The sequence below is a fragment of the Arthrobacter sp. UYCu511 genome (assembly GCF_040547105.1).
Taxonomy (GTDB): Bacteria; Actinomycetota; Actinomycetes; order Actinomycetales; family Micrococcaceae; genus Specibacter; species Specibacter psychrochitiniphilus.
The window spans coordinates 207,126-225,934 of sequence record NZ_JBEPPB010000005.1; the positions used below are offsets into that span (position 1 = coordinate 207,126).

The window sequence follows — 18,809 nt, forward strand, 5'->3', positions numbered from 1 at the left end:
CGTGATTCACGCAGGGGAGGCTCAGGGCTTTAACCACCGGGCATACGCCGCAGCTGACGTCGCCAGCGCCCTGTGCTGGTTTGGTGTCAACTCTCCAAAAAGCTCCGGCAGCACGACGCTGGCCAGTTGCCTTTGTTTCTCGGGGGCACTTTGCGCTTTGCGCCAGGTTCCGGCGACCTGCCCTCCGGCCACCACCGTAGCCTTGAACATCCCGTTGTTGCCCGGCACAGTTAGCGGCGCATGGTGCGGGGCCAGGGCTGCACTGCGGTCCGTGTAACCGAGCAGGTACTCGTCAAAGCCGGGAAGCAGCAGCACTGAGCGCGCCCCCGGAACGCTCCCCCGCAGCCCCTTACCGCCCAGCAGCTCCGCAGTTTCCGGCGCCAGCCAATAGCGTGTGCCGTTGCATTCGATCGTGACCAGCTGATCCTTGAGCTGCTCCAGAGCGGCGTTGATGTCCTTGAGTGTCAGCTTCGCCCACCACTGAAAATCCCTCATAGTTGCCGGGCCATGGCCGCGGAAATATCGCAGGGCCAGCTCCGCAAGTGCCGCCTCGCGTGGCAGTACCCGCGGGTTCCTAATCCATTGCTTTGCGCTGACAAAGTACTGTCCGTTGCCATTGCCGCCCAGGTTGATGGGCCCTTGGACAAGGGTTCCGTCAAGGCAGAGCACGAACAGGAAGTGATAGCCGCGTTGGTCCTTTGTACGTTGCCCTGCCTGTTCAAACGCGGCTAGGAGTTGTTCGCGCGGGGCCTTTCCGCCTGAGCGTTCCAGCAGCGCCAGGGCAAGCTCGCGCACGTGGGCGATGTCCGAGGCAGTAATGTCCAGCTGGCGGTGGCGGGTGGCAAGGCTCTTGTACATGCGTTCTGCCGTCAGGGAGAGGATCCAGCCAAGGTCCTCGGCGGCGCTCACATGCAAGGTGCCGCGCATAGGCCAGGACCTAACAAGTTGGCCGCTGTTGAACGCGGCCTCCACACTGGCGCGGGTACTTGCGGGTGAGCGCAGGCCAATGGACCACAGGGCTCCCGGGAAGTCTTGACCTTGGAGCGCTGTCAGGGAACGCACAACGTCCACCGGCCCCGGGCTGGGACTGGTGGACGTTGTGATAATTCCTTGGGCGGCGAGCCGCAGCCGAGCGATCTGGGTGGGTGTGACGTTCGGGGCCATTCACCCACTCTACGGCTTGGGCCCACAGCCGCGAGGGACCCGCCGTGAGCTTGCGAGGGGTGGGAGCGCTTGGGCCCACAGCCGCGAGGGACCCGCCGTGAGCTTGCGAGGGGTGGGAGCGGCTGGGGACTAGCGGGAGGTGCGCATGTTCGCTGTGATGGGGCATTCGAAGGGGTCACGCTGGCCCAGACCCACACGGTTCAGATAGCGCATCACGATCATGTACGACTGGCTCAAGGTGGTTTCGGTGTACGTGATGTTTCGCTCGGCGCAGTAGGCACGGACCATGGGCTGGACTGCCTTCAAGTTCCTGGAGGACATGGTGGGGAAAAGGTGGTGTTCGATCTGGTAATTCAAACCGCCCATTCCGGCATCAACCCACCAGCCGCCTGAAATGTTGCGGCTCATCAGGGTCTGGCGGCGCATGAAGTCAATCTTCACGTCTTTGGGAACCAGCGGCATGCCCTTGTGATTGGGGGCGAAGGAGGCACCCATGTAGAAGCCCAGAGTCATGACATGCACTGCAACGAAGGCCAAGCCGATTCCCCAACCGAGGAAGGCAATGGTGAGAGCAGGCAGGATGACCAAGCGGATAGCCAGCAAGCCGATCTCCGCCTTGCGCTGCGGGACAATCTCGCTGCGGTCAAGCACGCGCTTGATGGAGGCAACGTGCAGATCCAGGGCAACGAGTGTCAGCAGCGGGAAGAGGAAGTACCCTTGACGGGCGGCAAACCACTTGGCGAAGCCGGTGCGCTTGGCTGCGTTTTCGGGATCAAACACCACAACCCCGGGGTCAATGTCTCCGTCAACACCGATCTTGTTGGGGTTCAAGTGATGCTTGCCGTGCTTGTTCATCCACCAGCCGTAGCTCATGCCCACAAAGAGGTTCCCGGCAATACGGGCCAGCCAGGCATTGCTCTTAGCCGAGGCGAAGACCTGGCGGTGTGCGGCATCGTGAGAGATGAAGGCAGTGTGTGTGCACATGAAGCCCAACAGCACGGCTGTGAGAATCTGCCACCAGCTCTGACCCAATGTCAGGAACAGTGCCAGGACCATCAGGTAGCCAATACCTTGACGGATGAAGCGGGTCACATACCAAGTGACATCGCGGGCCATGAGGCCGGTAGCACGCACCTCTTCAGTGAGCTTGATGAAGTCCGTGGTGTGGCGGTCACGCACAGGCCGCTTTCTGGCAACCTTCACTGTGGAGGGTCCGTCCAGTACTTCCGGGCTATCAAGTGTTGCCGACGTCATGAGGCTCCTTACACTGGCCTACCCGAAGGAACACCGTGTCAATAGAAAAAGCTGAATCTTTCCATTAACACTAGGAAAATATGCCGCAGTCCACATCACACCAGGGAGCCGTCTTAACCCCCTACTGGGGTATGGGGTGGGCGCACGAATGGGCTGGCTCGCCCACGCAGGGCGCTAAAGCGAGCAGCCCACCAGCACCGGTTCGGGAACTAAAGTGATACCAAATTTACGCACGACGCCGTCCCGCACCGTCCGCGCAATCATCAAAATGTCCTCGGCGCGAGCCCCGCCACGGTTCGTAATGGCGAGAGTGTGCTTGCTGGAGAGGGAAGCACGAGGCGGGGTCCCGGCGTCGTACCTCCCGTCAGCGAGGTTCAGCTCACCGGCAAGGCCGTAGCCCTTGGAGAACCCAGCCTGTTCGATCAGCCAGGCCGCGCTGAGCTTTACCAGCTCCCCGGCCGGCCAGCGAGGGGCGTCGGCGGGCAGGGCGGCAGCCAGCTCCGGCGCGACCTGGGGGTTGGTGAAGAAGGAACCGGTGGAGTAGGTATCACGGTCGGCCGCGTCCAGGACCATGCCCTTGGAAGCGCGCAGGGTCAGCACGGTCCGGCGAACCTCGAGGGAGTTGGCGCGCTTGCCAGGCTCCACCTCAAGGCGCTTGGCCAGTTCGGCATACTTGATGGGCGCACTCATCCGGCCCAAAAGCAGCTGAAATTCCACTGTGAGGACCACAAAGCGAGGAGAACCGTTAAGGGTGGCGGACTTCAAGAGCGAGTTCCGGTAGCTGAAGTTGAGTTCATGATTGGTGAAGGTCCGCACGGCGTTGTTCTCCCGGTCCCAGGTGCGCACGGCGGCTATGGTTTGGGCCACCTCACATCCGTAGGCTCCCACATTCTGAACAGGAGTGGCACCAGTGCTACCAGGAATTCCAGAGAGCGCCTCAAGACCGCTCCATGCGTGCAAAACGGTTTGATGCACAAAATCATCCCAGTTGTGCCCGGCCTGAACAACCACCGAGGCGCCGCCGCAGGAATCCTCTGAATCAGCCACATAACCTTCGCTGGCGATCTTCACCACCGTGCCTTCGAACCCCTCATCCGCCACCACCAAGTTGGAACCGCCGCCAATAATGAGCAGCGGCTCACCAGCGTGATCCGCGGCTTGGACGGCGTCAATAATTTGCGCTTCAGTGGTGGCCACAACAAAGGTGCGGGCGGGGCCGCCCACGTCAAGGGTGGTCAGGGAGCTGAGGGTCTTTTGCGCATTCACCATTCCACACTATCTCCCTGCGGGGAGCTTGACCTCGTCCAGGTACTTGGGCCGGCGCACCACGGGGGTGAGGAAGAACGCAACCACCAGCATCACCAGCACGGCCAGCAGCGAATGCAGAACACCCACGTGCTCTGCCAGCAGACCCAACAACGGCGGGCCGCCGAGGAAGGCGCCGTAGCCCACAGTGGAAACCACTGACACCCGGGCTGCGGCGTGGGCTGGATCGTCTGAGGCAGCAGACATCGCTACCGGGAAGCCCAACGCGGAGCCAAGACCCCACAGCACCAGGGCGCCCAGCGCAATCTCGGCGGTTGGCGCAAAGACAAATAACCCCAACCCAATAACAGCCAATGCCGCGCCAACTCGGAGCACAATCACCCGGCCGTACTTGTCCAAAACCACTGTTCCGGCAAAGCGACCAACCGTCATAGCTGACACAAAGATGCCATAACCAACAGCACCAATCGCGGCCGTTGATCCGTAGCCGTCAACCATGGCCAGGGCCACCCAGTCCCCCGCAGCACCTTCGGCCAGGCCAAGGCCCAGCACAAGGGCGCCCAGCATCAAGGTGCGTGGGTCACGCCAGGCCGCGGCGATTTTCGCCTTGCCAGCCATTTTCGCCTCGGCTGCTTTTTTTGCCTGGCCTGCTGTGGCGGCACTGCCTGTTGTGGCAGTTCCAGATGTTCCTGCTCCAGTGGTTCCGGCGGTGATGACGGGAAGGGGCCCGGTGCCGGGAACTGCTCCTGAGCTGTCCAATTCAACCAGCGTGCCGGAGGAGGAATTCAGCCTGTCCGCTTGGTAGTGGCTGGTGCCGATCAAAACTGCAATGCACACGGCAATGGAGATCACTGACAGGTGAAGGCCCACGGGAACGTGCATGGACGCGGCCAGCGCACCCAGCCCTGCTCCCACCACGGTGCCGATGCTGAAGGAGCCGTGCAGCCGCGGCATGATGTGCCGGCCCAGGGCCCGCTCAACAGCTGCACCTTCAATGTTGGAGGACGTGTTCCAGCTGCCCGTTCCCAGGCCCACGAACACCAGCCCAATCCCCACCACGAGTGTTTCTGAAAAAACCGTGGCACCGAGACCCATGACAATGACACCAAAGGTTTGGATAATACTGCCAACACGTGAAGTTAGTTTTGAGCCCAGGCGCAGCACCACCAGGCCAGATACCGCCACTGAGACAAAGGATCCCAGCGACATGCACAGCAGCATCAGCCCGATCTCCCCGGGGGTCAGCCCAAGGTCGTCGCGGATGGCGGGAATGCGTGAAACCCAGCTGGCGAAGACCAACCCGGAACCGGCGTAGGCGGTGATGACACCGTTGCGCCAAGCGGAAACCTGACTCACGCCACCCGAACCACTGCTTGGGCTTTGACGAGAACTTTCTGGCCATCCAAGGTGACAGTGAGATCAATGCGTGCGGTCCCGGCGTCGGAATCCAGAGCGCCCACCACACCAACAATTTCCACCTGAGCTCCTGGCGCACCATCGAGGTCCGCAACGGGAACAGGCTTGGTGAAACGCGTCCCATAAGAGAGAACGGCGCCCGGGTCACCGATCCAGTCGGTCACCAACTGCACGGCCGCACCCATAGTGAACATGCCGTGGGCAATGACACCTGGCAGCTCTACCGCACGGGCAAAGCGTTCGTTCCAGTGAATAGGGTTGAAGTCACCCGAGGCGCCGGCGTACTTGACCAAGTCTGCACGGCTGATCTCAAGGGAGCGTGCGCCGATCTGGGCGCCCACGGCAAGATCTGCAAAGTTTACTGTTGCGCTCATTACTGCTCCTCCCCGCGAACCAGGATTGCTGAAACGGTGGTGGCAACGGATTCGCCGTCCGCCGTCGAAATTTCTGCACGGGTGGTGATCATGGCTCCTCCACCCATAGCACGGACGCCGTCAACATGCAGTTCCGCCAGCAATTCATCTCCTGCCACAATGGGGCGGTGATGCGTGAAACGCTGTTCGGCGTGGACCACGCGGGAGAAATCAATCCCTGAATCGGGATCGTTGATCAACAGCGCATCGGCACGTTGGGCCACAATAATGGCGTAGGTGGGAGGAGCAACCAGATCCGCGTAGCCCAGGGTGTGGGCTTCGGACACGAAAAAATGGGCTGAATTGGTGGCTTTGACGGCCCTGGCGAAGTCCCGAATGGACTCCCTGCCAACGCTGTACGGTTCACCGAGTGAATAGCTGCGGCCCTGCAGCTCTGGGTTGATGGTCATGATCTTAAGGGTATAGCCCGCAGGGCGCTGGACGCACACTAAGACCGGGCATCGGAGCGCATCTTGGCGACGATTGACAACAAGGAATCAAGATCAACGTTTTCCTGCCCATGATCCTGTTTTTGAACACCGGAGGGGAAATTTTTCACACCAGCTGGGAAGCCAAACAACGCTGCGTTGTAGTAGAGGCCATCGCCTAGCAACATGATGGCCCTGGCCACCGCCGGGTCACCAATATCGCGGAGAATCAACTCAAACCAGCGGGCGTGCAGGTCAACAAAGGCCTGCTGGACGCTGTCCTCGTCGCTTTGGATCAATCTTTGGGCCGCAACAATGCACCGGTCAAAAACAGTGCCACCAAAGACGCTGGTGCGAACATAGTAGCTAGCGCATCCTTCGGGATCTATGTCCATGGCCGCAAAGTCCTGCTCGGCGTATTCTCGAAGCTGAGCAAGGAGACCTTCAACGAGCGCTTCTTTGCTTTTGAAGTGGTACAGCAACCCGCCCTTGGAGACACCGGCGGAAGCGGCGACGGCGTCAAGTGTGGCAGCCTGTGGACCGTCACTGATCAGGAGGTCAACATAGGCAGCCAGGACCCGTTCCCGCGCCGAAGTTTGTTTAGTCATGTGACCACCTTACAAGAAGTGACACAAAATACCGTCCAGACGGTACAGTAGACCGTCCAGACGGTATACAATAGGAGGTATGGCTTTGACTTCCACACCACCAAAAACCGGTCCTTCCTCGAGCATTCCACGCGCTGGCATCCGCGCTTGGATAGCTCTAGCTGTGCTCATGCTCCCGGTGCTCTTGGTTTCCGTGGACAACACTGTCCTGAGCTTTGCCATCCCTTCCATCTCCCTTGCCTTGACCCCATCAGCGTCCGAGCTGTTGTGGATCATTGATGTTTACCCCCTGATCCTGGCTGCGCTGCTGGTTCCTATGGGCAGCATGACTGATCGGTTTGGCAGACGGAAGCTTTTGCTGATCGGCAGCACCGGCTTTGCTGTGGTCTCGGCTTTTGCAGCCTTTGCCCCCAGCGCAGGGGCCTTGATTGGCTACCGCGCCTTGTTGGGTCTTTTTGGTGCCATGCTGATGCCAGCAACCCTGTCTCTGATTCGCAATGTGTTCTTACACCCGGCCCAGCGACGCACAGCCATAGCCATTTGGGCAGCCGGCTTCTCCGGCGGTGCGGCGTTGGGGCCGATTGTGGGCGGCTTCATCCTGGAGCATTTCTGGTGGGGTGCGGTGTTCCTCATGAGCGTTCCCGTGCTAATCCCCTTACTGATTCTGGCCCCCATTTTTGTGCCCGAATCCAAGGACCCGAACCCAGGCACCATTGATGTGTGGAGCATTCTGCTCTCCTTCGGCACCATGGTTCCAACAATCTTCGGTATCAAGGAAATTGCCCAATCAGGCCTGTCCGTGATCAACGTGGCACTGATTGTGGTGGGGCTTGGCTTAGGCGTGGTCTTTGTCCGGCGCCAAATGCGCCGCGCGAATCCCATGATGGATGTAAGTCTGTTCAAAAATCCCGTATTTAGCGGCAGTGTGAGCGCCAACTTGCTCAGCATCTTTGCACTGGTGGGCTTCTTGTATTTCATCACCCAGCATCTGCAGCTGGTTTTGGGGCTCTCACCCACCCATGCCGCTTACATGCTGGTTCCTGGCCTTGCCATCACCGTCATCTTCGGCTTGCTCTCAGCGAAACTAGCCAATTACGTCCGCCCTTCATGGCTGGTAGTGACCGGGTTGGCGCTGAACGCCGTAGCGTTTTTGATTGTGTGGTTGAACACCGATGGCTCAGTTCTTGGCATCATGATCGCCTTCGCCGTTCTCGGAGCTGGCGTAGGAACCGCGGAAACTATCTCCAACGATCTCATCCTCTCTGCTGCGCCTCCCGCCAAGGCTGGTGCGGCCTCGGCCATCTCAGAGACTGCTTATGAGGTTGGTTCTGTTTTGGGGACCGCCATTTTGGGCAGCATCCTTGCCGCTTCCTACCGGATGAACGTTCTCATTCCGGACGGCGTTTCCGTTGCCGACTCCAACACTGCTTCGCAGACCCTGGGCGGGGCCATCGATGTTGCTGGCACGTTGCCAGCCCCACAGGGACAAGCCTTACTGGAGTCCGCCAAACATGCCTTCGATTCCGGCTCAGGCACGGTGGCTATGGTGAGCGTGGTGCTCATGGTCTGCGCGGCTGTTATGTGTGCGTGGACTCTGCGCAGTGCTGTGAGCGCCCCGGAGTCTGTGGAACACTAGGCTCTGACTGCCGCCAGCCGTGAGTTGAAATTCATCCGTGAGATAAGGTCGCTTTGGGTGTTCAAAGCGACCTTATCTCACGGATGAATCTACTTGGCTGCCGGATTACTTCTTCTTGTTACGGTTCTGAGCTTCTCTGGCGGCTTCGCGCTTTTCCCCGGCTTTGAGCTCCTTGCGGATGTTGCGTCCTCGCAGTCCCAGCGACGCCATGTGAGCTAGCAGTCCCACGCCAATGAAGGGCAGCGCAATGTAGGTCATAGATGCGGTGGATGTAATGGCACCGAGAATGATGATGACAATGCCGATGAACGTCAGCCCCATGCCAGCAAAAACAGCGTATTTGTAAGCGGGCGGAGCAGTTTCCCAAAAGTCGTTTAGCACAGGGCTAAGTCTACAGTTCAGGAACCCGAGTGGGCCCACGGCTGCGAGGGGCCCGCCACGAGCTTGCGAGCGGTGGGAGCGGCCAGCGATTAGAAGAGCGATTCCTGCAGCGCCGGTAGCGTGCTCTTATACTCACCGAAGCGAATCTTGCGGCCCTTCAGGGCGCCCAGATCCAGCAGGAACTCCCCGTCCACATCATCGACTCCAACTAGGGCCGTGAGACCCAGCATGGAGTCCAGCCTGATGCCGTGTGCGCCGGAATCCAGAGGTTGCGGGTAGGCTGCGCGCCGGCTCGGCCCCGCCACAGCATCCGAAAATACGCTCCGCTCCCACTGCTCGTCAACAGTATGAAAGCCCTCCAGTGCCAGCCCGCCAACGTAATCACGCACCACGCTGGCCATGGCCTTATTGGTCTGTTCCAGGTGCAGGGGTGGCCGGGGGTGCAAGAGCGCCGCGAACTTGGCCGCTCCACGCACAAATTGGGTAGGTGGCAGGTTCGTGGAGACGCTGTCTTCTAGATGCCGCACCACGGACCCGTCCCGGGCCAGCGCCACGTAGCGGGCCACAAGTGCACCTTGTTCGGCCAGCCGGCGCCACTTGCTAGGTTCGGACGCCGTCCCTACTTTGGTGGTGCCGTCCGCGAAGGTGGCAATGTAGAGCCAATGCCTCTGCGCCAGATACGTCTTCAGCCCGGGCGGGGCAATGCCACTGCGGTGAAAGTCATGCATGTACCGCATTTCATCTTTCCCGAAACAGGCACCGCACTGAAAACCTCGCTCTGCAGGCTGGCCTGTGGGGCACGGGACATGATGAGGCTGTCCAGAAACATTCACCAAGGCGAACCCCAAGCAATGCCGGGCCGGGACGCCATCACCACGGAGCACCTCAAACTTTAGCCACTGCCCCGGCACCAAGGGCAGCTGCGCATCGCCGTCGTCCGTGGTGAGGGACAGTGAGGGCCCCTCCGCCGACCAGGACACGCCGCGCACCAAGGCAGCGCCCTGGTGCTGGACAAGCTTGACCAGCAGCGGCGGGGCTTGCTCGCTCACCGGCGGTGTCAGACTGCGGGCTGGACGCCGTATGCGATGGCCAGCTTCATGATCTTCTCGGCGCGGCCCAGGCGGGGGAGGTCGGAGCCGTCACGAATGACGCCGCCGCGGGCCTCGAAATCGTTCATGAAGTCGGTGGCCCAGGCAACATCGGTGGGTGTGGGGCTGATGACTTCGTTGATGATGGTGGTCTGATCGATGGCCAGGCAGAGTTTGCCGGTCATGCCCATGGAGACGGTGATGGCCGACTGCTCGCGCAGGATCGGGTGGCTGGTACCGACGGTGGGGCCGTCAATGGGGCCGGGCAGATTGCCAACACGGCTGGCAACCACGAGCTTGGCGCGCGGGTAAGCCATGGCTTCGCGGTCTGCGGCCATGCCGGTGTCGCGGCGGAAGTCGCCGGAGCCGAATGCCAGCCGGAAGGCGCCTTCGGCGCGGGCAATGTTATTGGCTTCTTCGATGCCCAGGGCGGACTCCACCAGTGCCAGCACGCGGGTCTTGCCGTCGAGGCGGTGGTAGGTTTCCTTGACCTGCTCGGCATGCTCGGTCTTAGCCAGCATGACACCCAGCAGTCCGGGGACGTTGCGCAGGCCTGCGACGTCATCAGCCCAGAATTTGGAGTGGACATCATTGATGCGTACCCATGCCCGGCCGCCGTTACGCAGCCAGTTCACCACATCGTTACGGGCGCCGTCCTTGAGCTTCGGGTCAACGGCATCCTCAATATCCAGTACCACGGCGTCGGCGCGAGAGTTAGCGGACTCGTCAAAGATTTCCGGGCGCGTTGCTGGGACGAGCAACCAGGAACGGGCGATCTCAGCGGGGATGTTGCGGGTGCGGACAGGTGCGGGAGCGGCTTCATTGCCAACGGAGCTAGACATACCTCTAGGGTATCTCGCAAAGCCAAACGATTCTGTGTGCCACCCTACAAATCCTTGCGGAGAACACTGGCGGAATGCACCAGCTGACAGCCGCTCAGCTCTCCGGGGTGATCATGGTGCGCAAATCCAACTGCCGCAGCACCCTGTCCACAACCTCCGGATCGGCGTCGCTTTCGTTGCGGGCGTTGAGCACTTCCGTGCGGGCAGCGTCTAGGGCAATTGTTTGGACGGTGATGGCAAGTTCCCGGCCACGACGGCGGCGCTCCTGCATGCTTTCATCCTTGAGAGAGCCATCAAGAAGTTCCGCGTGCAGCCGTCTCATCTTTTCCTTCACCACAGCCACTTTCTCGGGTGGGAGGGAACGGATTAGCTCGTGGTCACGCAAGGCCGCCACGGCTGCTTCCTGGGCGCGCAGGGCCAGGAGTTTGGCCGCCTCACGTTCCTCGGCGCCGTCATCCGTTGCCTTCAACATGCGCATGAGCCCGGGAAGGGTCAGGCCCGGCAGCACCAGGGTGGTCAGCAGGACGGCACACGCCACGACGATGATCTCGTGCCGGGCCGGGAAATCTGCTCCGCCGGGCAGCGTCACCGGCAGCGCAAGGGCCAGGGCCAGGGTTGCCAGCCCGCGCATGCCGCACCAAGAAAGGATCACGACGTCCTTGAGGCTGGTTGGCGGCAGGTCACCCTCGTTCTTCCTGGAGAGCAGGGCCAGCAGCGCAAACCAAGAGAAGCGAATCAGAATGGTCAAAAGGCTGATCCCGATGGCTAGGGGAAGCATGCCCCAGATGGCCTGGCCTTCAACCTTGATGACTTCGCGTACTTCCAGCCCCACCAGCCCAAACGCCAGACCCGTCACCAGCAGTTCCACCACATCCCAGAACGCTGCCCGGGTGATGCGTTCGGTGGCGTCCTCGGCCCGGGCATGGCGCTTGATTTCCAGGGCAGTGACGACGACGGCTATGACACCTGAGGCGTGTACCTCCTCGGCCAGGATGTAGGCCGCGAAGGGCACCACCAGCGTCACCGCACTGCGGGCCACGGACGAGCTGATGAGCCTACTGATGACACGCGTCAACCAGCCCATGAGCATGCCCACCACAATGGCAATGACAGCGCCTAGCAGGAAGCGGCCCACCACACCCAGCCCAAACGGCTGCCCGTCTGTGGCACTGGCCACTGCCGTCTGAAAGATCACGATGGCGGCGGCATCGTTGAACAGCCCCTCGCTTTGCAGCACCGTGATGAGCCGGCGCGGCATGTGGACCCGCCCGGCAATGGATTCCACGGCCACAGGATCCGGCGGGGCACACATGGCACCAAGTGCAATGGCGGCGGGAATGCCGATGCTGGGGATGAGTAGCCACGCCGCGCCAGCCACCGCGGCAGTGGTGACTACTACCAGTGCCACCGCCAACAAGAAGATGGTCCGCCAACGGATCCGGAACACCGCCCAGGAACTCTTTTGGGCTGTGGCAAATAAGAGCGGTGGAAGGAAAATCGGCAGGATCAACTCCGGCTCAATCCGCAGGTCGGGGAACCCCGGGATGAAAGTCAGCGCTCCGGCCATGATCATCATCAGCACCGGATAAGGCAGTTTGAGCCGGTCCCCCAAGCCCACGGCAACGACTGTGGCAAAAAGGAGCCCGACGATCAGTATTAGCTGTTCCACACCAGCTACTTTACGGGGCTATTGCCTGCGCTATGGGCACTTGGCCGTCACTGAATTCGATGGTGCGCAGGATGGTTTCTGCGTCCTGCAGTGCTGCTGCCACCACCAATGCCGTATTGGCGCGGGAGGTCCCGCTGGAGCCGCCCGGTGCGCGGCGTGCCGCCGGTGTGGGATCGATCAATCCTGTGGGCGCATCCAAGGTGAGGGTTCCGGGCGCGAGGATGGTCCAGCCGAGGGTACTGGCCCGCAGGTGCGCGTCGGCGGCCGCCTTGGCTTGCGCGTACGCGTAGAAGCTGTTCTCCGGCGGCACACCGTGATCCGGCCCAGCACCAAGGTAAGAGACCATCAGGAACCGTGGGACGTTGGCGGCCTCAGCCGCATCTATAGAGGCAATGGCGGCGTCTCGGTCCACCGCGTAGGTACGTTCAGCACTGCCTCCGCCAGCCCCGGCTGCCCAGATCACGGCGTCATATCCGGTGAAGAGCTCACTCAGTTCCTCCACCGAGGAGGTGACGAGGTCGGCTAAGACGGGGGTTGCCCCGCACTGCGCTACCTCATCAATGTGAGCGGGGTTGCGAATCACCGAAGTAACCTCCACGCCAGCTTCCTTCAATAACGGGGCTAGCAATAGCGCCACTTTCCCGTGCCCGCCAATAATTAGAACCTTCACCGTGATTTCTCCTTCACTCGTGCCTGGACTGCTGGTGGCAGCCTACTCCACGCAGCAGAGGATAGTGCCCCACGCAGTTTCGCTGCACTTGGACTGGGTGCAGCAAAAAAACCCGCAGCTTCGGGCTGAACTAGCCTGAAACTACGGGTTTTCTTTGGTAGCGGCACCGAGACTCGATCTCGGGACCTCACGATTATGAGTCGTGCGCTCTAACCAACTGAGCTATGCCGCCCCAAATAAGAATAGCCCGTGCCGCCCCGGACAAAACCGTCTCGACACGAGCTTTCTCATTTGCGAGCCCCCCACCGGAATCGATCCGGTGACCTCGTTCTTACCAAGAACGCGCTCTACCACTGAGCTAGGGGGGCAACGAGAAAATACTTTACCAGTGCTTTCCGGAGATGTGAAATCGGCACTTGCCTCAGGGGGTCCCTACGAGTGAAACAGGGGCTCTTTCGGCCCGCAAAGGCGCTGCCATAGCTGCCAAAAACCCCTAGAATTCAAGGCCAAAGAGGCCAATCGGGGAAGCGAAATGAGTTGCGTCACATGAGTGAACATTCCGGCATCTACAAACCAAAAAGGCCGGCCACCCCTGAGGGTGACCGGCCTTATTTAGTGCCTTAGAGCGTGGTTATTACCACTTGCCCTTGCTGTTGAAGCTCTGTCCACCTTCGTGGCGGGGACGGCGGTCGCCGCCACCGTGGCCCGTGTGGCCCTGGCCGCCACGATCCGAGCTGAATCCGCGGTCGTTGCCACGGTCCGCTCCGCGATCGGCACCACGGAAGCCGCCACGGTCGCCGTCGAACTTCTTCTTGAAACCGCCCTGGCCGCGATCGGTGCGCTCTTCACGAGCCTTGTACGGGGCTCCGGCGCCTCCGCCGGAGGGGCGGCGGCCGTTGTCCAGTTCGAGGTTGATGAGCTCGCCGCTGATGCGGGTGCGGCTCAGTGCCTTCCACTGATCCTTGGACAGGTCTGCAGGCAGTTCAACCAAGGTGTGATCGGAGCGGATGTCAATGCCACCGATCTGTGAGGAGGAGAGGCCACCTTCGTTGGCAATGGCGCCAACAATGGATCCGGGCATGACGCGCTGGCGGCGGCCTACCGAGATGCGGTAGGTGGCGTTGCCCTCGGTCAGGGTGCGGGTGGGGCCACGTGAGCCGAACCCGTCCTTGGAGCGGTCCTTCTTCTGGTATTCCGGGGCTGCCGGCAGATCGTTGACGAGCAACGGCTGGTTTCCCTGAGCCAGGACGGCCAAGGCAGCGGCAATCTCTGAGGCCGGAACGTCATGCTCCTGCTCGTAGGAGGCAATCAAGTCGCGGAACTTGGCAACGTCTTGGCTGGCCAGAGTCTCGGTGATCTTCTCAGCGAACTTGCCCAAACGCAGGGAGTTGATGGTTTCCGCGGACGGCAGGTGCATCTGGTCCACGGGCTGGCGGGTAGCCTTTTCGATGGCGCGCAGCAGGTACTTCTCGCGCGGGGTCATGAACAGAATCGCGTCACCTGAACGGCCTGCACGGCCCGTGCGGCCAATGCGGTGCACGTAGGACTCGGTGTCGTGCGGGATGTCGTAGTTGATGACGTGCGTGATGCGCTCAACGTCAAGGCCGCGGGCCGCAACGTCGGTAGCTACCAGGATGTCGATTTTTCCGCTGCGGAGCGCTTCGATGGTGCGTTCACGCTGCTGCTGGGGGATGTCACCGTTGATGGCGGCAGCCTGGAAGCCGCGTGCCTTGAGCTTGTCAGCCAAGTCTTCGGTGGCCATCTTGGTGCGCACAAACGCGATGACGCCTTCGAACTCTTCAACCTCGAGCACGCGGGTTAGCGCGTCAAGCTTGTGCGGGCCCATGACCTGCAGGTAGCGCTGGCGGGTGTTGGCGCCGGTGGTGGTCTTGGACTTGACCGTGACCTCGGCCGGGTTATTCAGGTACTGCTTGGAGATACGGCGGATCGCACCGGGCATGGTGGCGGAGAAGAGGGCAACCTGCTTCTCCTTCGGGGTCTCGGCCAGGATCTTCTCGACGTCCTCGGCGAAGCCCATACGGAGCATTTCGTCGGCTTCATCCAGAACCAAGTACTGCAGCCTGGACAGGTCCAAGGAGCCCTTGGAGAGGTGGTCGATGACGCGGCCCGGGGTACCAACAACAACCTGTGCACCGCGGCGCAGGCCAGCGAGCTGGGGGCCGTAAGCTGAGCCACCGTAAACGGGGAGAACTGAGAAGTTGTCCATGTGCTTGGCGTAGGAGGTGAAGGCCTCTGCAACCTGCAGGGCCAATTCACGGGTCGGAGCCAGCACCAGAATCTGGGTGTCCTTGGTGGGTCCGTTGAGGTCCATCAGCTCGGCCATGCGGGACAGGGCGGGAACGGCGAATGCTGCCGTCTTACCGGTACCGGTCTGAGCCAGGCCTACAACGTCGCGGCCTTCGAGCAGCAACGGAATGGTTGCTGCCTGGATGGGGGACGGCTTCTCGTAGCCAACATCGCTTAGGGCAGCCAGCACGCGGCCGTCAATGCCCATATCGGCGAAAGTAATTTCATTTTCTTCCTCCACGGCGGGGGAAGTTTCAGTCAAGTTTTCGGGCATAGTCAAGAAGTCCTCATTCATAGGGCCGAGCGGCGAGGAACGCCGCACTAGAAGAAATCCAGCCACTACAGGGCATCCCGGGCAGGATCTCGCGCCAAATGCACGCCGTAGGTACGGCCGCCAATGCTAAAAATCAGCACTGTTTGACGTTTCTTTGCCGGCAATCCCCTATGAACACTACTTGCCCGCTCAAAAACTTGCGGGCCCCATACACTTCAGGCTCCTGCCTCAAAAATTGGGCAGAAAATAAAAGGAGATACCGGAGTGGGGGATGTTTAAATTGTAGGGCATACCCTGGCGCCAGGGTAGCCTAAACGCCCAGAAGCCCCCGTGAGGTTCAGCACACGCAGTTCTCTGGCCCTTACAAACTCTGCGGAAGCGCATACGTTAACGCCCGTCAGCCAACGGCCCCGGCGGCCAGAATCTTAGGGAACCGGGTATAGAAGTGCTGGGAGAGTGTGAGCTCACCAAGTGCTTCCAACTCCTGCAGGGTCCGGACGTCCTGGGCGGTGGGGTTGCTAAAGAACTTGCCCACTGTGATGCCGTGGGAGGGGACATGCTCAAGCACAATCTCATCCCCAGCCTGCGCTTTTCCGTGGTCAAGCACCCGCAGGTATGTGCCAATAAGCCCGGCCTGGGTGAACCTCTTGACCCACTGCGGCTCCCCCATGTGTTCGGCGAACGTTGCGCAAGGAACACGCGGGCTGGTGACCTCCAACAGTGCTGTGCCAATTCGCCACCGCGTGCCAATCACGGCCTGCGTGGTTTCAACTCCCCGGGTGCGCAGATTTTCGCCAAAGAGCCCGGCCGGGATGGGCCTGCCCAGTTCAGCGCACCAATAATCGGCATCTTCTTGCGAATACGCGTAAATAGCCTGGTCAGGCCCACCGTGATGTTCAGTGTCTCCCACAGCATCACCAAAGACGCCAAAACGCTTGAACTTCATTGGCCCCTCTGCGGGACGTTTGTCAATGGCTGTCACACCAAAGCCGGTCTTCGTGCTGATCAGCTGGTGAACGCGGCAAATGGCGAGCAGGGACCCGGTACGGGGAGGCAGTGACGTCATGGATTAACCGTAAGCCCACTGCCTAACAAAGCCGCAGTCCAGGCTCCGCGAGCACCAGGCTCCGCCAGCACCAGCGCAAGCCGGGACCCCGCCTCGTTCACTAGACGTCAACCAGCGTTGATTCTTCCAGAGCATCCGACTCTGAGGCCCACCGCGGCAGGAACGACGCCGCAATGGCGGCAAGAACCATGCCGCCGGCCATGATCCACATGGTAGAGGTGAAGCCGTCAATGAAGACGCCCGACTGGCTGCGGGCCGAGCTGGCATCAAGCGCATCGAAGAAGATGGTGCCGATGATGGCAACACCTAGGGCGCCAGCGAGCTGGCTGGTGGTGTTGAACAGGCCCGAGGCGCTGCCGGCAAACTTGGTGGGGACCTCGGAGAGCACGAAGATGCCCACGGGCGCCACCACCATGCCGAACCCGGCGCCACTGAGAGCAAGGCCGGCAATGAGGTGCCAGGGTGTGACGGTTCCGCCCACGGACTGGACGGTGAAGATGAGCACCACAAAGCCGATGGCCACAACCAGCGGACCCAGCTGCAGCACCACTCGGCCAATCTTCTTGGCGAGAATGGCCGCGGAAATTCCGGCCAACACTGGAACCATGATGGAGAACGGGATCATGGTGAGCCCGGCTTTCAAAATGGGGTATTCAAGACCCAGCTGCAGGAAGAGGGTTTGGATCAGGAAGAAGCCGTTCATGGGGATGAAGAACAAGAACATCATGGCGATGCCAGCGGCGAACGGCCGGCTCTTGAACAGTGAGACGGCCACCAGCGGCTCTCCCCCACGCTTTTCCTCACGGCGCTGCAGCAGCACAAAGCCGGCCAGTACCAGCACGCCAAACACCATCATCAGGAACGTCCACAGCGGCCACCCCTCCTCGCGCCCCATGGTCAGGGGATAGAGAATGGCCAGCATGCCCACCGCCAAAATTACGACGCCGGACAGGTCGAGTTTGTGCCGCACGGGCGCCTTTGACTCGGGGACGAACTTGATTGCACAAATGACAGCGAAGATGCCCACGGGGATGTTCACGAAGAAGATGGTGCGCCAGCCCCAGCCAAAGAGGTTGGCGTCGGTCAGGATGGCTCCGAGGATGGGACCCGAAACGGCGGCTACACCGGCAAGGGCAGAAAATCCTGCCATGGCGCCTGCACGCTCCGAGGGTTTGTACATGACCTGCAGGCTGGAGAGCACCTGAGGAATCATGGCCGCCGAGGCGAATCCCTGCAGCGCCCGGGAGGCGATGAGCATCTCCGGGTTCATGGCGGCCCCGCACAGCACGGAGGCCACAGTGAACGCAACCAGACCAATGATGAAGATCTTCTTGCGCCCGTAAATGTCACCCAAGCGCGAGCCCGTGATCAGGCCGATGGCCAGGGCCAGTGTGTAGGAGGCAACCATCCACTGCAGCTCGGAATTTTGGGCGCCAAGGGCGCGCTCAATGTCCGGCAGTGCAACGTTGACAATGGTGGCGTCAAGGAGTTCCATGAACGATGCCATGAAGAGTGAGACTAGGGCGATGGTACGCGCCTTGCCGATGGGAGGAGCAGCGGATTTCATAAGTGTTTCCTTCTGGTGCGTGGTGCAAAGTGTGACGGCGCCGGGTTGACGGCTGGGTTAACGGCTGGGTGGTTACAGGCTGTGTTCGTTGGCATGCGAGAGTGCGGCCAGGGATTCCCGGCTCCAGCTCATGCTCCCCGAAGCCAGGCTGCTCAGGACGTCCTCAAGGAAGTGAAGTTCCGTGGCGCGGGTGCGGACAATGAGCTCGGCATCCAGCAGGACCACACGGGGCAGGAAGGCTGAGACGGCGCTCAGCTCTGCTTGGAGTTCGGATGCCTCGACGGCGACGGCGTCCCGGCGAGTGCGCAACAGCCCGGCGAGCTCCTCGGGCTCTAGCACCGGTGCATGAGCCAGCGCCGCATGGAATTCCGGAAAGCCGCGCTTAGGCACGGAGAGCATGTCCGTGAGCCAGTTGCGGGCGGTGGCGCGTCCGGCGTCGGATATTTCATAGACGGAGCGTTCGGGGCGGGAGCCATCACGCTCCACCTCGGCGACCCGGATCAGACCGTCGCGGGTGAGACGTTCAATGGTGCTGTAAAGGCTGGCGCGTTGGCTGACGTTAACAACCTTGTCCTTGCCACGCAAGGTGATGAGTTGCTGCATGCGGTAGGGGTGCATGGGCATTTCCATCAACAGGGCAAGCACGGCAAGTGCCAGGGGCGAACGTTTCGTCATAGTCATAATCTTACTAATGCGATTATGACCATGAGCTACCAAACGGCACATATTTTACTGTGAAGCGCCCCACTCGCGCAGGCTT

At 61.0% G+C, this 18,809-nt stretch carries 17 protein-coding genes and 2 tRNA genes; 1 reads left to right on the forward strand and 18 read right to left on the reverse strand.

The window, feature by feature from the left end; all coding sequences use genetic code 11:
- Nucleotides 1-21 precede the first annotated feature (21 nt).
- From ABIB48_RS09515 to ABIB48_RS09545, 7 genes are all read right to left on the reverse strand, one after another.
- Nucleotides 22-1,164: a winged helix DNA-binding domain-containing protein gene (locus ABIB48_RS09515; protein ID WP_354212833.1), complete on the reverse strand. Its 1,143-nt coding sequence runs from the start codon at nt 1,162-1,164 to the stop codon at nt 22-24.
- Nucleotides 1,165-1,293: 129 nt separating this feature from the next.
- Nucleotides 1,294-2,418 carry a fatty acid desaturase family protein gene (locus ABIB48_RS09520; protein ID WP_110105508.1) on the reverse strand — a complete coding sequence of 375 codons (1,125 nt, stop codon included), beginning with the start codon at nt 2,416-2,418 and terminating at the stop codon, nt 1,294-1,296.
- A 174-nt stretch (nt 2,419-2,592) separates the two neighbouring features.
- Nucleotides 2,593-3,687: a UDP-N-acetylmuramate dehydrogenase gene (locus tag ABIB48_RS09525; RefSeq protein ID WP_315915248.1), complete on the reverse strand. Its 1,095-nt coding sequence runs from the start codon at nt 3,685-3,687 to the stop codon at nt 2,593-2,595.
- A gap of 6 nt (nt 3,688-3,693) precedes the next feature.
- Nucleotides 3,694-5,040 carry an MFS transporter gene (locus tag ABIB48_RS09530; RefSeq protein WP_354212834.1) on the reverse strand — a complete coding sequence of 449 codons (1,347 nt, stop codon included), beginning with the start codon at nt 5,038-5,040 and terminating at the stop codon, nt 3,694-3,696.
- A complete protein-coding gene (locus ABIB48_RS09535; RefSeq protein WP_110105505.1) occupies nt 5,037-5,474 on the reverse strand; it encodes a MaoC family dehydratase in 438 nt (145 codons plus the stop codon). The genes ABIB48_RS09530 and ABIB48_RS09535 overlap by 4 nt, the downstream gene beginning before the upstream one ends.
- Nucleotides 5,474-5,923 carry an FAS1-like dehydratase domain-containing protein gene (locus ABIB48_RS09540; protein ID WP_110105504.1) on the reverse strand — a complete coding sequence of 150 codons (450 nt, stop codon included), beginning with the start codon at nt 5,921-5,923 and terminating at the stop codon, nt 5,474-5,476. The genes ABIB48_RS09535 and ABIB48_RS09540 overlap by 1 nt, the downstream gene beginning before the upstream one ends.
- Nucleotides 5,924-5,961: 38 nt before the next feature.
- On the reverse strand, nt 5,962-6,549 hold the full coding sequence (locus ABIB48_RS09545; protein WP_110105503.1) for a TetR/AcrR family transcriptional regulator: 588 nt from the start codon (nt 6,547-6,549) through the stop codon (nt 5,962-5,964).
- 79 nt (nt 6,550-6,628) lie between these two features.
- Here ABIB48_RS09545 and ABIB48_RS09550 point away from each other — a divergent pair, with 79 nt between their 5' ends.
- Nucleotides 6,629-8,185, forward strand: coding sequence for an MFS transporter (locus tag ABIB48_RS09550; protein WP_354212835.1), 1,557 nt, complete (start codon nt 6,629-6,631; stop codon nt 8,183-8,185).
- Between the two features lie 105 nt (nt 8,186-8,290).
- Here the strand turns inward: ABIB48_RS09550 and ABIB48_RS09555 are convergent, their stop codons facing one another.
- The 11 genes from ABIB48_RS09555 to ABIB48_RS09605 form a co-directional block, all read right to left on the reverse strand.
- A complete protein-coding gene (locus ABIB48_RS09555) occupies nt 8,291-8,566 on the reverse strand; it encodes a DUF3188 domain-containing protein (RefSeq protein ID WP_110105501.1) in 276 nt (91 codons plus the stop codon).
- 89 nt (nt 8,567-8,655) lie between these two features.
- Entirely contained in the window at nt 8,656-9,615 is a 960-nt protein-coding gene (locus tag ABIB48_RS09560) for a DUF2797 domain-containing protein (protein ID WP_315915244.1), read from the reverse strand.
- 8 nt (nt 9,616-9,623) lie between these two features.
- Nucleotides 9,624-10,496 (reverse strand): HpcH/HpaI aldolase/citrate lyase family protein, encoded by an 873-nt coding sequence (locus ABIB48_RS09565; RefSeq protein WP_110105500.1) that lies wholly within the window; start codon nt 10,494-10,496, stop codon nt 9,624-9,626.
- 94 nt (nt 10,497-10,590) lie between these two features.
- A complete protein-coding gene (locus ABIB48_RS09570; protein ID WP_354212836.1) occupies nt 10,591-12,165 on the reverse strand; it encodes a Na+/H+ antiporter in 1,575 nt (524 codons plus the stop codon).
- A gap of 10 nt (nt 12,166-12,175) precedes the next feature.
- Nucleotides 12,176-12,835, reverse strand: a complete 660-nt coding sequence (locus tag ABIB48_RS09575) for an NAD(P)H-binding protein (protein ID WP_354212837.1) — start codon at nt 12,833-12,835, stop codon at nt 12,176-12,178.
- 155 nt (nt 12,836-12,990) lie between these two features.
- Nucleotides 12,991-13,067, reverse strand: a tRNA-Met gene (locus ABIB48_RS09580).
- A gap of 64 nt (nt 13,068-13,131) precedes the next feature.
- A tRNA-Thr gene (locus tag ABIB48_RS09585) sits at nt 13,132-13,203 on the reverse strand.
- Between the two features lie 266 nt (nt 13,204-13,469).
- Nucleotides 13,470-15,416: a DEAD/DEAH box helicase gene (locus ABIB48_RS09590; protein WP_110105497.1), complete on the reverse strand. Its 1,947-nt coding sequence runs from the start codon at nt 15,414-15,416 to the stop codon at nt 13,470-13,472.
- Nucleotides 15,417-15,813: 397 nt separating this feature from the next.
- Nucleotides 15,814-16,482, reverse strand: coding sequence for an MOSC domain-containing protein (locus ABIB48_RS09595; protein ID WP_354212838.1), 669 nt, complete (start codon nt 16,480-16,482; stop codon nt 15,814-15,816).
- Between the two features lie 100 nt (nt 16,483-16,582).
- Nucleotides 16,583-18,049, reverse strand: coding sequence for an MFS transporter (locus ABIB48_RS09600; RefSeq protein ID WP_354212839.1), 1,467 nt, complete (start codon nt 18,047-18,049; stop codon nt 16,583-16,585).
- 72 nt (nt 18,050-18,121) lie between these two features.
- Entirely contained in the window at nt 18,122-18,724 is a 603-nt protein-coding gene (locus tag ABIB48_RS09605) for a PadR family transcriptional regulator (RefSeq protein WP_354212840.1), read from the reverse strand.
- Nucleotides 18,725-18,809 lie beyond the last annotated feature (85 nt).

Coding starts and splice junctions, on each gene's coding strand:
- ABIB48_RS09515 (WP_354212833.1), bottom strand. CDS start 1,164: ATGGCCCCGAACGTCACACCCACCCAGATCGCTCGGCTGCGGCTCGCC.
- ABIB48_RS09520 (WP_110105508.1), bottom strand. CDS start 2,418: ATGACGTCGGCAACACTTGATAGCCCGGAAGTACTGGACGGACCCTCC.
- ABIB48_RS09525 (WP_315915248.1), bottom strand. CDS start 3,687: ATGGTGAATGCGCAAAAGACCCTCAGCTCCCTGACCACCCTTGACGTG.
- ABIB48_RS09535 (WP_110105505.1), bottom strand. CDS start 5,474: ATGAGCGCAACAGTAAACTTTGCAGATCTTGCCGTGGGCGCCCAGATC.
- ABIB48_RS09540 (WP_110105504.1), bottom strand. CDS start 5,923: ATGACCATCAACCCAGAGCTGCAGGGCCGCAGCTATTCACTCGGTGAA.
- ABIB48_RS09545 (WP_110105503.1), bottom strand. CDS start 6,549: ATGACTAAACAAACTTCGGCGCGGGAACGGGTCCTGGCTGCCTATGTT.
- ABIB48_RS09550 (WP_354212835.1), top strand. CDS start 6,629: ATGGCTTTGACTTCCACACCACCAAAAACCGGTCCTTCCTCGAGCATT.
- ABIB48_RS09565 (WP_110105500.1), bottom strand. CDS start 10,496: ATGTCTAGCTCCGTTGGCAATGAAGCCGCTCCCGCACCTGTCCGCACC.
- ABIB48_RS09590 (WP_110105497.1), bottom strand. CDS start 15,416: ATGCCCGAAAACTTGACTGAAACTTCCCCCGCCGTGGAGGAAGAAAAT.
- ABIB48_RS09595 (WP_354212838.1), bottom strand. CDS start 16,482: ATGACGTCACTGCCTCCCCGTACCGGGTCCCTGCTCGCCATTTGCCGC.
- ABIB48_RS09600 (WP_354212839.1), bottom strand. CDS start 18,049: ATGAAATCCGCTGCTCCTCCCATCGGCAAGGCGCGTACCATCGCCCTA.
- ABIB48_RS09605 (WP_354212840.1), bottom strand. CDS start 18,724: ATGACGAAACGTTCGCCCCTGGCACTTGCCGTGCTTGCCCTGTTGATG.